We start from the raw sequence: 13,290 nt of genomic DNA, 5'->3' as shown, positions 1-13,290 counted from the left end.
GAGTCTAAAAATGTCCAAAAAGAAGGGAGGGAGTACCATGCTAAGTCAAAATATGCAAAAGCTGGATCTGGATCCGGAAGTCCTCAAGCAGCTGGGTATTCCAAAGGAGTTTATTGATATGGCTGCAGAAGCCGGAATACCGTCGATTAATAACCATGCTGCCGGCGGAAAGGGCGGACGGGCCATCAATCTCACATATGTGGATAATTACTCGACATTGCTTCTTGTGTATACTTTTCTCCTCAACTTTTTGGACAAAAAATCTGATGATGCAGGGACTAAAATGCTGAATCAATCCCTGCTGTCAACGTTAAATGCAGCAATCATCGAACAGCAGGAGTACAGAAAAGAATTTTTAAAGGCAGTAGAACTATTGCGAAACCAATAAAAGGCCCCCCACAACCCATGGCCAATACCAATTCCTCCCTTAAATATAGAACGTAAAAACACCCTGCACCAATTGGTGCAGGGTGTTTCACTATCTGTTTATTAATGTGTACAGCTGCTGTTGCTGATTTTTGATCCTGTTTCGCCGCTCAGGAGATTTCCGCCTGTAGAAGTAATGACTTCGTCTGTTACAGTGTTGGAAATCGTATTAGCCACAATCTGCAGCAATTCATTAACATCCACCTGGGATTGCTTGAATTCCTGAACAACCGGGATTTCATCCAGCTGCTGTTCCAATTGGGCAATTTTTTCTTCCGTTTTCTTTAATGCTTCAGCTTTACCATAGTGCTGAAGATTCACAGCCTGCTTTTGCAAGCCTTTGATTGTTGTAATGGTAGCACTAACCTTATCGTTTTCATTAATCTGTGCTTCAGCACGCTTGAAGAAATCCACTTCTTCTGTCTCTGCAATCATGCGTGCCAATTCCTTAGCACGTTCTACAATCTCATCTTTTGTGTATTTAGCCATTACTGCTTCACCTCAACCGCGTCTAGTTCTTCTACCATTTCTCCGTTTAGGGACCAAGTCTTCGCATCAGTTACTTTGACATTCACAATTTTGCCGATCGCTGTTTTCGGTCCCTTAAAGTTTACCAGCTTGTTCTTTCTTGTGTACCCTGCAAGAATTTCAGGATTGTTCTTGCTTTCCCCTTCCACAAGAACTTCGACAGTCTGGCCTTTATATTTTTTCATTGCTTCTGCCGATAATTCATTAACAACTGCATTCAGGCGCTGAAGACGTTCTTTCTTCACTTCCATTGGCACATTATCCACCATTTTGGCCGCTGGTGTGCCTTCACGAGGTGAGTAAATGAATGTATAAGCAGCTTCAAAGCCTACCTCCCGATACAGGGATATTGTTTCTTCGAATTGCTCTTCTGTCTCATTAGGATAGCCGACGATGATATCAGTTGTGAAAGTAGCCTCTGGAATAGCCGCTTTAATCTTGCGAACAAGTTCCAAGTATTGTTCCCTTGTATATTTACGGGCCATGATTTTCAGTACATCTGTTGAACCCGATTGAACTGGAAGGTGAATATGCTCTACCAGATTGCCGCCTTTGGCCAGCACTTCAATCAGATGATCATCAAAGTCGCGCGGATGACTTGTTGTAAAGCGGACTCGCGGAATGTCTATTTTGCGCATTTCATCCATTAAATCGCCAAGACCGTAATTCATATCCTCAAAGTCTTTTCCATACGCGTTTACGTTTTGCCCAAGCAGGGTAATTTCCTGGTAGCCCTGTGCCGCTAACTGGCGCACTTCCTGAATGATATCCTCAGGACGTCTGCTCCGCTCTTTTCCTCGTGTATAAGGTACGATGCAGTACGTACAGAACTTATCACAGCCATACATAATGTTGACCCATGCTTTAATATTGCCGCGGCGCACTTTTGGAAGGTTTTCAATAACATCCCCTTCCTTAGACCATACTTCTATAACCATTTCCTTCGACATATACGCTTCTTGAAGAATGTTAGGAAGACGGTGGATGTTGTGTGTTCCAAATATCATATCTACCTGGTTATATGTTTTAAGAATCTTGTTAACAACAGATTCTTCCTGTGACATACATCCGCAGACACCAATTAGAAGATCGGGATTTTCCTTTTTTAAATGTTTAAGATGGCCAAGTTCGCCAAATACTTTATTCTCCGCATTTTCACGGATGGCACATGTATTAAGCAAAATGACATTTGCATCTTCCACTGATTCTGTATGCTCATAGCCAAGACCAAGGAAAATACCAGCCATAACTTCGGTATCATGCTCATTCATCTGGCAGCCGTAAGTGCGGATATAGAATTTGCGGCCATTCCCCATTCCATGAAATTCTTCTGGAATGTTAAAGTCTTTATGATATTTCACTTCTTCTTTACCGCGTTTTTTCGCTTCCTTTAAGGAAGGTGCAGTATAAACAGTTTCAAAGTATTTGCTGTAATCCTTGACGGATTTTTTGTCCGAAGGATTTGCTGTTTGCACTTGCTGGCTTTCTAAACGCTGTTTTTCGTTCATCATGTATCCCCTTTCTCTTTCTCCTGAGCAGCATCTATCATTTAAACTCATTTTTCAGCTATTATTGGTGTGCATTTTATATATGTGCACATTATTATAGTATAAGGCTTTCTTATAGTTAAAACAATAGAAAACCGCACTCAGCCTCTTATCAGCAGCTATTACTTGTATGTACGTTCTGGTAAAGTTTTAACCCTGCACAACCACTAATACTAGACTAAAATTAACATTTTGTGTGTGATAAGTGTCACATTATATTCAATCTCCCTAAGCTTCGTCTCTGGTGGAATGCTTTCCACATTTTGCAGATTTTTATCCCGGATTACTCTAAACTTTCCTTATTTTTCTGATTGCTACTTCAATCCTGCTTTCATATCCCCAGTTTTTACATATTATTCGCCAAATTCACAATAGCCGTATCTGCCTCAAAAAAAGAAGCCCGGGAGCCCCGAGCTTCTTTCCATTACATAAATTCAGCTGCAAGTTTATCAAAGTGAGCTTGATCTAGTTCAAGATCTGCTTGTGATAAAGGAGTTTCAGAGTAACCTGAAAGCAATTCCTGATAAGACTTCCGCTCTGTGTCCTGATAGATTAATCCAGTTACAAGGCCGCTGTGCTTCATAAGAGTCTGCATGGCCATTTCACGGCTAGAATTATCATAGCCTTCCACATCGCTAAGCTTAGTCAGATTTTCTTTAAACCAGTCATATGTGTTTACTTTATTGTATGTAACACATGGGCTGAACACATTAATTAAAGAGAAGCCATCATGCTTAATGCCAGCTTCGATTAACGCAGTCAGATCTTTAAGGTCAGTTGAGAAGCTTTGTGCCACGAAAGTCGCACCAGCAGTTAATGCCATTTCCATTGGAGAAATCGCCTGCTCAATAGAACCTTGAGGAGTGGACTTAGTTTTGAAGCCAGCCGCAGAACGCGGTGAAGTCTGTCCTTTTGTTAAACCATAGATTTGGTTATCCATGACGATATAAGTGATGTTCACATTACGGCGGATCGCATGGATCGTATGGCCCATACCGATCGCAAATCCATCTCCGTCACCACCGGATGCGATAACTGTTAAATCGCGGTTTGCCATTTTCACACCCTGGGCGATTGGAAGTGAACGCCCATGAATGCCGTGGAAACCGTAAGAATTGATATAGCCGGAAATACGTCCGGAACATCCGATGCCTGATACAACAGCTAAGTTCTCAGGCTCTAAACCAACATTTGCTGCCGCACGCTGAATCGCAGCCTGCACGGAGAAGTCTCCACAACCTGGGCACCAGTTTGGTTTTACATTATTACGAAAATCTTTAAATGTGGCCATTTAGAACAACTCCTTGCATTTTGTGTGAATTTCATGCGGCAAGAATGGATTTCCGTCGTACTTTAATAGCTTATGTACTTTCTCAGCATGTCCGACGTTCATCTTCATGATGTTCGCTAATTGTCCTGTAGCGTTGTTTTCAACTACAGCGATTTTCTTAGCTGATTTCACAAGCGGCAATAACTCATCAGTTGGGAAAGGATGAATTAGGCGAACTTGTGCATGGTTCACTTTAATACCGTCCTGTTCCAGTCTGCTCATTGACTCCTCAATTGCACCGCGTGTTGAGTTGAAGCCGACAATCAGCAAGTCTGCTTCTTCATGAGGAGCATGCTTGTGAACAGGTGTATTGAATTTAATATTTTCAATCTTGCGGAAACGCTTATCCATTTGCGCATTCCGGTTTGCAGCTGATTCTGAAGGTTTTCCAGTTTCATCATGTTCCACACCTGTCACATGGTGAATTCCGTTCTTCATACCTGGGATTACGCGAGGTGAAACTCCATCTTCTGTAACCTCAAAGCGCTTGAAGTAGCCTTTGTTTTCAATTTCAGGAAGATCTCCTGTAACAAGCTTTCCACGGCGGATTTCCACTTTGCTGAAATCAAGCGGCTCCACTGTCTGCTTTCCAAGGGAAAGCTGCAAATCTGAGAGAACAATAACCGGGCACTGATATTCTTCCGCAAGGTTGAAAGCTTCAGCCGTATCATAGAATGCTTCCTGTACCGTACTTGGAGCAAGCACGATTTTTGGAATTTCGCCATGAGTTCCGTAAATCATTGCCATTAAGTCAGATTGCTCCTGCTTTGTCGGAAGTCCTGTAGAAGGGCCGCCACGCTGCGTATCAACGATAACAAGCGGTGTTTCAGTAATCCCTGAAAGGCCTATCGCTTCCATTTTAAGGGAAAGTCCCGGACCAGCAGATGCTGTAAGTGAGCGGACACCTGCGTAGTTTGCACCTATTGCCATAGTAACTGCGGCAATTTCATCTTCTGTCTGGATGACAGATCCGCCAAGTGCCGGAAGCTTTTTAATCAGATATTCCATGATTTCGGATGCAGGTGTTATTGGGTAAGCGGCCATGAAGCGGCATCCGCCTGCCAGCGCACCAAGAGCGATTGCATCGTTTCCGATCATGAATAAACGCTTCAGCCCGTCAGCTTTTTCAAGCTCCATTAATTCCACATCATCACTAAGCTTTTCTTTCATGAAATCAAAGCCAGCCTGAATGGCTTCCATGTTCTTATCGACAACCTGCTGTCCTTTTCGCCCAAAAATCTCTTGAACTACTTCTTCAAATACTTTAATATCTAAATTTAGAACCGCACATGTCGCACCAACAGCAACCATGTTTTTCATCAGGGATGTTCCAAGCTCTGTAGCAATCTCTGTAAAAGGGACTGCAAACAAAGCTGCATTCGTATCTTCTGGCTGTTTAGGATCAAACTTTGCATCTGCAATCATGATCCCTTTATCGTGTAGTTCTTTGTAGTTTAAATCGATTGTTTCCTGGTCAAAAGCTACCAGAATATCTAAATCGTCCGAAATAGAACGAATTTGTGACGTGCTGACGCGAATCTTGTTGTTCGTGTGCCCGCCCTTAATACGTGATGAAAAGTGGCGGTAACCGTACAGGTAGTAGCCTAAACGATTTAGCGCAATGGAAAAAATCTCCCCGGTACTTTCAATACCTTCCCCTTGCTGTCCTCCAACTTTCCATGAAAGTTGATTGATCATGTCTTACACCCCTTTAGATACGTTAAGAAATTATGTAAAAACGTTTATTTAATATCAGTGTAGTACTTGTCCAGTCAAACCGGTCATTCAACATGCCTTTAAGGCTATATTTTTGGAAGATGGATGGGTACTAAACGCTTTCAATTCTAGACCTATGCGTCTAAAAAAGCAACCCTTTCTGAATATTTATTGGCTAAAAGATGAATATTTTTTTATTTTTTGAAAAATACTAAAAAGATCATTCTATTTTGGATTCAATAGGTCTCTAACAACCCTTGATATACAGTTTTTTCACCATTTTCACCTTGGAAATCTGCTATAAAAATTCCGAAATAGAAAATTTTCAGCTTGTATATCAGAATAATATTTTATTAGTTCATTTATCAGGCTGTCGTATTTTCTTGCATCCTCCAAACCTGTAACTCTTCCATCGGTGCCGTCAAAATCCGAACCAAATCCAACATGATTTTCTCCTCCAAGTGAACAAACATGTTCAAGATGTCTTAGGATATCAGTAATTGTGGCTGATTGTTTTCCTGATAAAAACTCCGTCACAAATGTAATGCCCATAACACTGTCCCGGTCAATCAGGGCTTCAATCTGTTCGTTTGATAAATTGCGGGGATTTGGGCACAGCGAATAGCAGTTCGAGTGAGAGGCAAAAGGATAATCCGCCCATTCCATCACATCCCAGAACCCGCGTTCAGAGAGATGGGATACATCGCACCATGCTTTGCTGGCATTTAATTCATAAACCACTTGCTTGCCAAACGAGGAAAGCCCTGCCCCCCTCTCTTCAAGCACTCCATCAGCAGCACAGTTTGCATAATTCCAGGTCAGTCCCACTGAAGACACCCCCAGCCTGAGAAGCGTCTTTAATTTCAGCAGATCGCAGCCAACGGCATCACATCCCTCCAGTGTCAGCACTGCCCCTATTTCATCATCCTGCAGCAGGTCGATGTCCCGGCTGCTTCTAATGAGCTTTAATTGAGGGCTGGGCTTAAGCACTTTGTCGTAAAACAGATCGGCCATATATAGGGCCGCGTTGAACTTCATTTCCGGATGTACAGATTCAGGAACATATATGGCAAAGCACTGAACTTTGAAACGGGAGGCCTGCAGACCTTCCATGTTTACCTGAAGACTTCCTGAATTTTTAAAATCAACCTCTCTGTTCAAAAACATTTTATATAGGACATCACAATGTGCATCAAATATTTTCACGCTGTCTTCCTCCCTTTTTCTGTATAGCTTCATCTTATTAAAAAAAGAACCTGTTTGCCTATGATGCAAACAGGTTTTAATATTTTTTCACGAATTTATATTTTGCTGACTTATGCATATGACAATGGATGATTTCCCATTCTGAAGCTTTTGGCTAACGCGGCTCCACAATCAGCTTAATGGCAGTCCGCTCTTCGCCGTCAATCAGAATATCCGTGAATGCAGGGATACAAATTAAATCCACTCCGCTAGGCGCTACGAATCCTCTTGCGATCGCTACTGCCTTAACAGCCTGGTTCAATGCACCCGCACCAATTGCCTGGATTTCTGCATTTCCTCTTTCGCGAAGAACTCCAGCAAGCGCACCAGCTACAGAATTAGGATTAGATTTTGCTGAAACTTTTAATATTTCCATTCCTAGCTCCTCCTCGTTTTACCCCTCCTGTATGCATTGCTCAAAGCGCTGATTCGCCTTCTGCAAAGGCCGAATGCCTTCAGAGAGGCAATTACTTTCCGTTCATGTCATACTGCTTTGATGGAATTTAGCACCAGGTCTATATATCATTCCATTGCTACTATATTCAGCTTGGAATTCACATATTCCGGCTTGGACAAAAAAAGCAGGGTTTCAGGCTGATTTTCATGAAAAAACTAAAAACTGCATTCGGACATCCGAATGCAGTTTTTTATCTGTTTATGTGTAAAAAGGGTGGTCATCGTTAATTAAGATCCGGTCAATTTTTTTTGCGAGCCCCGTTTTTGGGTTCAGCTCAATGAATGCTGCACTTAATTGGGTCCTGCCTTCTTTCGGAACCTCAAATCGAACCGGTAATCCAGTCAAAAACCTTTTGATCACAGCTTCTTTTTCAACACCAAGGATACCGTCATAAGGGCCTGTCATTCCTACATCAGACATAAAAGCTGTCCCGCCAGGCAAAACACGGTTATCGGCTGTCTGCACGTGCGTATGCGTACCTACTACTGCTGATACTTTTCCATCCAAATACCAGCCCATTGCCTGTTTTTCACTTGTTGCTTCCGCATGAAAATCAACAAAAATGAACGGAGTCCTTTCACGGGCTTCCTTTATCAGTTCATCCGCCTTTTGGAAAGGACAATCACTTGTATTCATAAAAGTCCTGCCCTGAAGGCTGATAACCGCTACTTCCTCTGTATTGAATTTTAAAAACACCATGCCTTTGCCAGGATTATTTGAAGGAAAATTGGCCGGACGGACCATGTATTTAGCGCGGTCAATGAATTCAAAAATCTCCCGGTTATCCCATGTATGATTACCGAGCGTTACCGCCTGAGCACCGGCCTCCAGAAATCCCCGGTATATCTTTTCTGTTATTCCCTTTCCCCCTGCTGCATTTTCCCCATTAATAATCGTGATATGCGGGCGGTATTTTTCTTTTAGCTTCGGTACATATTCAGTGATCATATCACGCCCCTGGGATCCCACTACATCTCCGACAAACAATATATTCATGTCATATCCCTTTCTGTTTTTAAAGATATATGTATGCTTTTCCAGTCTTTTTTATTAGTTTAACACAGTTTCCTGCATCAATATAAAGCACACCCCGAAAAAGAAATAAAGCGATGCATGTGCATCGCTTTATTTTGCATATTCAACGGCCCTCGTTTCACGGATAACCGTGACCTTGATGTGGCCCGGGTAATCAAGTTCCTCTTCAATCTTCTTACGGATATCCCTTGCCAAACGATGAGATTCAAGGTCATCAATTTGTTCAGGCTTAACCATAATGCGAATTTCCCGTCCTGCCTGAATGGCAAATGATTTTTCAACACCATCATAGGATTCTGAAATCTCTTCAAGCTTTTCCAGACGTCGAATATAATTCTCAAGAGTCTCTCTTCTTGCTCCAGGTCTTGCTGCTGATAAAGCATCAGCTGCAGCGACAAGCACGGCAATGATCGAAGTAGGCTCTGTGTCACCATGGTGGGAAGCAATACTGTTGATGACAACAGGATGCTCCTTATACTTAGTGGCAAGTTCCACACCGATTTCAACATGGCTTCCTTCCACCTCATGGTCGATTGCTTTTCCAATATCATGAAGCAATCCAGCACGGCGTGCCAATGTTTCGTCCTGTCCTAATTCGGCCGCCAGCAAACCTGAAAGCTGAGCCACTTCCATTGAATGCTTTAACACATTCTGACCGTAGCTTGTACGGAATTTTAAACGGCCAAGAATTTTGATTAAATCTGGATGCAGACCGTGAACACCAACCTCGAAAGTAGTTTGTTCACCAATTTCGCGGATGTGTTCATCCACTTCACGGCGGGCCTTATCAACCATCTCCTCAATCCGAGCTGGATGGATGCGTCCGTCCTGAACCAGTTTGTCTAAAGCTAAGCGTGCAGTCTCACGGCGAATCGGATCAAAACCGGATAAAATAACCGCTTCCGGCGTATCATCGATTATGAGATCAATTCCAGTCAGAGTTTCAAGAGTACGGATATTACGGCCTTCACGGCCAATAATGCGCCCTTTCATCTCATCATTTGGCAGGTTGACAACTGATACTGTAGTTTCTGCTACATGATCAGCTGCACATCTTTGGATAGCCAGTGACAAGATTTCCTTCGCTTTCTTATCTGCATCCTCTTTCGCTCTAGTCTCGCTCTCTTTTACCATAATAGCGACATCGTGAGCCACTTCCTGCTCCGTGCGCTCTAAAATGATGGACTTTGCCTCTTCACGAGTCAAGCCTGAGATGCGTTCCAGCTCAGCTTGCTGCTCTTTAATCATCTCGTCCACTTTGCTTTCCATCTCTTCAATATGCTGTTGTCTTTTGCTAAGAGAATCGTCCCTCTTTTCTAAAAGCGCTTCACGTTTATCTAACGTTTCATCTTTGCGATCAAGGTTCTCTTCTTTTTGCATTAAGCGATTTTCTTGTTTTTGCAGTTCATTTCTTCGATCACGAATTTCACTTTCCGCATCTGTGCGAAGCTTGTGAATTTCATCTTTCGCTTCAAGCAGGGCTTCTTTCTTCGTAGCCTCAGCTTCTCGCTTTGCGTCTTCCAAAATCTGCTCAGCAGCATCTTTAGCTCCTGCAATTTTTGCTTCGGCAATAGATTTGCGAACAAAATAGCCAACAATAGCACCGACGATTAGGCCAAGCAAAATGGAGATGATTGCTGTTACTAGATCCATCATTTCACCTCCTCTTGCTATGAACTTGTTTGTGTTACGTTTTTTAAAGTGTCGGCATGTACATTGTCCAATTCAACATACAGCACTAAGGCTTTTAAACGTTTCAATCTCAATAAAGCACTGGGCATCCATTTGAGGGCTGGCATAATATTAACGTATGAATAGCCAATGGAGCCTGGAGAAAGACAAAGTCTAACTCAGTAAGAATTTCTTTACATATAAAATGTAAAATATACATTTTTAATTGTAAAGCTGTGGAATTTCATTGTCAAGGGTTTGTCCTATAGGCTTTTCTTAATATTTCGATTGGTTTGAACACTTTTGATCATTTAGTCAATTCATTTTTTTATATCTTAAGATTACAACTGGTTACAATTAAGATTTTGTTTAGCGTCCGTTGAATATGGGTGTTGATTTCTGATGCATTCACTCAGCGGCCGAGGGCGGTCCGGGAGCCTCCTCAGCGCATTCGCGCCAACGGGATCTCCCGTTTACCGCACTCCCGCAGGACATCGAGTAAGCTCCTCTGTTAAACACCGCACGAAGAAAATGCGTTAGCATTTTCGAGGATCTCGCGCCTCCCACTACAATCAGCATGTACTAATTAAGTAATTTTTAGTTATCAAAACCCTTAAACCGATATTTCAAAGGATATTTTCAATACTACTGATGAACTGTCGTACCATGAGCTCAAATCCACATGTAACCTTCCCGTTTACATAATTTCATACCTATAAGAAAAGCAAAGCCGCCCGGGCTTTGCTTTTGCTTTGTATTAATCGATCAGCTCGAATTCTTCCTGCTCTTCGTCTCCGCTGATTACTTTATCTCCATCAAGTCCATAGTGTTCACGGATTTGTTTTTGGATAGTGAGGCGGATTTCAGGGTTTTCTTTTAGGAATACTTTGGCGTTTTCACGGCCTTGGCCAAGGCGCTCTTCATTGTATGAGTACCATGAGCCGCTCTTTTGGACAATATCCAGTTCAGAGCCAAGATCGATGATTTCGCCTTCCTTAGAGATTCCTTCACCGTACATGATATCTACTTCCGCCACTCTGAATGGAGGTGCGACTTTGTTTTTGACAACTTTGATCTTTGTCTTATTACCAACCATTTCATTGCCCTGCTTAAGAGTTTCTGCACGGCGCACTTCAAGACGGACAGAAGAGTAGAATTTCAAAGCGCGTCCGCCAGGAGTGGTTTCAGGGTTTCCGAACATAACTCCGACTTTTTCACGGATCTGGTTAATGAAAATCGCAATGGTTTTAGATTTGTTGATTGCGCCTGATAGTTTACGAAGTGCCTGGGACATAAGGCGGGCCTGCAAACCAACATGGGAATCACCCATTTCCCCTTCAATTTCAGCCTTTGGCACAAGGGCTGCAACAGAGTCAATTACCAGAATATCAACAGCTCCGCTTCGAACAAGTGCTTCTGCAATTTCAAGTGCCTGCTCTCCTGTATCCGGCTGGGAAAGTAAAAGCTCATCAATATTCACACCAAGATTTTGTGCATAAACAGGGTCTAGAGCATGTTCAGCATCGATAAAAGCAGCTTGTCCGCCGCTTGCCTGAACCTCTGCAATTGCATGCAGGGCTACAGTTGTTTTACCTGAGCTCTCAGGTCCATAAATTTCAATAATGCGTCCTCTTGGATAGCCCCCTACCCCAAGAGCTGCATCAAGGGCAAGGGATCCGCTTGGTGCAGTGGAAATTTTGCGGTCAGTCTGTTCACCAAGCTTCATAATAGAACCTTTACCAAATTGCTTTTCTATTTGTTTTAACGCCATTTCAAGAGCTGCTTGACGATCACTCACTAATAGTTCCTCCTTTTATATAGACGAATCTATCTTTTGATTAGATTCGTTTTGTCTCATCTCAAAACCTAACTCTACTATAAACCTTTTCAATGCATTTGTCGAGCAAAAAGTCGAACATCCATTCGATTTTTTTCACCTGGACATTTTGCCCGAAAATATCAATTCATGCTGTGGAAAATGTAATTTTCAGATGTGAATCAATAGAAGAAATGGCATTTCGATAAGAATTCTGTCTATTTTTCAGGCTATTAAAAAATCAGAACGCTTTTCAGGCGCTCTGACATTCTTTTAATGCTTTTATAAGAAAATGGCAGCCATATTTTACCGTACGGACACGGTTTGCCGCCCTGGTTCCCCCAAGGTTCAGCTTTTCAGTCTGGACAGGCTTACCTTTTATCCAGATGCCTATATATACGGTTCCCACCGGGTTGCCTTCCAGTTCGTCAGGACCAGCAACACCTGTGAAGCTGATTCCGATATCTGAGTTAGTCAGACTGGCGACATTCTCAGCAAGCTCTGCTGCACACTGAGCACTGACGACCCCGTAGTTATCAATCGTTTCTTTGCGAACTTTTAAAACCTCAGCCTTAACTTCGTTTGTATAGCAAACCACTCCGCCTTTTAGAAGACCGCCTGCTCCCGGAATGGATGTAAACTCCTGCTGAAACATGCCGCCTGTTAAACTCTCAGCAGCGGAAATAGTCATATTGTTTTCCTTGATCAGCTTGGTGAGCTCATGCATCAAGGAAGTGTCATCGTAGCCATAGAAGAATTCGCCGACACGGCCGAGGATTTTAGCTTCAGTTTCATCCATCAGCATCATTGCCGTGTTAGGCTGGCTATGCTTTGCCGTAAGCCTTAGCGTGACTTCTCCGTCAGAGGCAAGCGGAGCAATTGTTGGATTACTCTGCGCATCGATAATATCTTCAATCTCAGTTTCAAGCATGGCTTCTCCAATCCCGAAAAAGTGCAATACCCGGGAAACAATCATATCATCTGTGCCCAGCTTGGATTGCAGGGCCGGAAAAGCATGTTTCAGGAACATAGGCTCCATTTCATTTGGAGGTCCCGGAAGTAGCATAAAAACATGCCCGCCATTATCGGAAATCATTCCAGGAGCCATTCCATGCTCGTTAGGAAGTACTTGTGCATCCTCAAGTACAAGTGCTTGTTTTTTATTATTCTCAGTCATCTCTCTGTTGGTCCGTTTAAAATACATCTGTATGGATTCAAGCGCCTGCTCATCCATGACAAGCTTTTTGCCTAGATGGCGGGCAATCGTTTCTTTCGTCAAATCATCTTTTGTCGGCCCCAGCCCGCCAGTGAAAACGATCAGATCTGATCGATCTTCCGCAATTTTGATCACAGACTTCAGGCGCTCAGGGTTATCGCCAACCACTGAATGGTAAAAAACATTAATGCCTAGTTCAGCAAGCTGCCGGGAAAGAAAGCGGGCATTTGTATTAACGATTTGTCCAAGTAAAAGCTCAGACCCGACAGCTATAATTTCTGCATTCATTCAAAAGCCCCTTTC

Annotated in this window: 11 protein-coding genes; 1 reads left to right on the top strand and 10 read right to left on the bottom strand. The window is 42.8% G+C overall.

Translation table 11 applies throughout. From position 1 onward, the window contains the following. Positions 1-37: 37 nt before the first annotated feature. Positions 38-388 (top strand): hypothetical protein, encoded by a 351-nt coding sequence (locus AC0VZ9_RS10480; RefSeq protein WP_009330660.1) that lies wholly within the window; start codon positions 38-40, stop codon positions 386-388. A 101-nt stretch (positions 389-489) separates the two neighbouring features. Here AC0VZ9_RS10480 and AC0VZ9_RS10475 read toward each other — a convergent pair whose 3' ends face one another. The 10 genes from AC0VZ9_RS10475 to AC0VZ9_RS10430 form a co-directional block, all read right to left on the bottom strand. Further along, positions 490-915 (bottom strand): YlbF/YmcA family competence regulator, encoded by a 426-nt coding sequence (locus AC0VZ9_RS10475; protein WP_009330661.1) that lies wholly within the window; start codon positions 913-915, stop codon positions 490-492. Beyond that, complete coding sequence (gene miaB / locus AC0VZ9_RS10470) at positions 915-2,465, bottom strand: tRNA (N6-isopentenyl adenosine(37)-C2)-methylthiotransferase MiaB (protein ID WP_180321087.1); 1,551 nt, start codon at positions 2,463-2,465, stop codon at positions 915-917. The genes AC0VZ9_RS10475 and miaB overlap by 1 nt, the downstream gene beginning before the upstream one ends. Positions 2,466-2,925: 460 nt before the next feature. Further along, a complete protein-coding gene (locus AC0VZ9_RS10465) occupies positions 2,926-3,792 on the bottom strand; it encodes a 2-oxoacid:ferredoxin oxidoreductase subunit beta (RefSeq protein WP_009330663.1) in 867 nt (288 codons plus the stop codon). After that, entirely contained in the window at positions 3,793-5,529 is a 1,737-nt protein-coding gene (locus AC0VZ9_RS10460) for a 2-oxoacid:acceptor oxidoreductase subunit alpha (protein ID WP_009330664.1), read from the bottom strand. 300 nt (positions 5,530-5,829) lie between these two features. Beyond that, positions 5,830-6,786 carry a dipeptidase gene (locus AC0VZ9_RS10455; RefSeq protein ID WP_197198918.1) on the bottom strand — a complete coding sequence of 319 codons (957 nt, stop codon included), beginning with the start codon at positions 6,784-6,786 and terminating at the stop codon, positions 5,830-5,832. A 121-nt stretch (positions 6,787-6,907) separates the two neighbouring features. Beyond that, a complete protein-coding gene (gene spoVS / locus AC0VZ9_RS10450; protein WP_009330666.1) occupies positions 6,908-7,168 on the bottom strand; it encodes a stage V sporulation protein SpoVS in 261 nt (86 codons plus the stop codon). Positions 7,169-7,447: 279 nt separating this feature from the next. Next, entirely contained in the window at positions 7,448-8,245 is a 798-nt protein-coding gene (locus AC0VZ9_RS10445) for a TIGR00282 family metallophosphoesterase (protein WP_009330667.1), read from the bottom strand. Between the two features lie 129 nt (positions 8,246-8,374). Continuing rightward, complete coding sequence (gene rny, locus AC0VZ9_RS10440; RefSeq protein WP_019381799.1) at positions 8,375-9,937, bottom strand: ribonuclease Y; 1,563 nt, start codon at positions 9,935-9,937, stop codon at positions 8,375-8,377. A gap of 775 nt (positions 9,938-10,712) precedes the next feature. Beyond that, positions 10,713-11,753: a recombinase RecA gene (gene recA, locus AC0VZ9_RS10435; protein WP_009330669.1), complete on the bottom strand. Its 1,041-nt coding sequence runs from the start codon at positions 11,751-11,753 to the stop codon at positions 10,713-10,715. Between the two features lie 271 nt (positions 11,754-12,024). Next, a complete protein-coding gene (locus AC0VZ9_RS10430; protein ID WP_475397332.1) occupies positions 12,025-13,275 on the bottom strand; it encodes a competence/damage-inducible protein A in 1,251 nt (416 codons plus the stop codon). Positions 13,276-13,290 lie beyond the last annotated feature (15 nt).

The sequence above is a fragment of the Cytobacillus sp. QJM3NY_8 genome (assembly GCF_056173585.1).
Note: the sequence above shows the minus strand (reverse complement) of the source record. Positions and strands in the feature narration are given on the sequence as shown.

Coding starts and splice junctions, on each gene's coding strand:
- AC0VZ9_RS10455 (WP_197198918.1), bottom strand. CDS start 6,786: ATGAAGCTATACAGAAAAAGGGAGGAAGACAGCGTGAAAATATTTGAT.
- AC0VZ9_RS10465 (WP_009330663.1), bottom strand. CDS start 3,792: ATGGCCACATTTAAAGATTTTCGTAATAATGTAAAACCAAACTGGTGC.
- AC0VZ9_RS10480 (WP_009330660.1), top strand. CDS start 38: ATGCTAAGTCAAAATATGCAAAAGCTGGATCTGGATCCGGAAGTCCTC.
- spoVS (WP_009330666.1), bottom strand. CDS start 7,168: ATGGAAATATTAAAAGTTTCAGCAAAATCTAATCCTAATTCTGTAGCT.
- AC0VZ9_RS10430 (WP_475397332.1), bottom strand. CDS start 13,275: ATGAATGCAGAAATTATAGCTGTCGGGTCTGAGCTTTTACTTGGACAA.
- miaB (WP_180321087.1), bottom strand. CDS start 2,465: ATGATGAACGAAAAACAGCGTTTAGAAAGCCAGCAAGTGCAAACAGCA.
- AC0VZ9_RS10460 (WP_009330664.1), bottom strand. CDS start 5,529: ATGATCAATCAACTTTCATGGAAAGTTGGAGGACAGCAAGGGGAAGGT.
- rny (WP_019381799.1), bottom strand. CDS start 9,937: ATGGATCTAGTAACAGCAATCATCTCCATTTTGCTTGGCCTAATCGTC.
- AC0VZ9_RS10475 (WP_009330661.1), bottom strand. CDS start 915: ATGGCTAAATACACAAAAGATGAGATTGTAGAACGTGCTAAGGAATTG.
- AC0VZ9_RS10445 (WP_009330667.1), bottom strand. CDS start 8,245: ATGAATATATTGTTTGTCGGAGATGTAGTGGGATCCCAGGGGCGTGAT.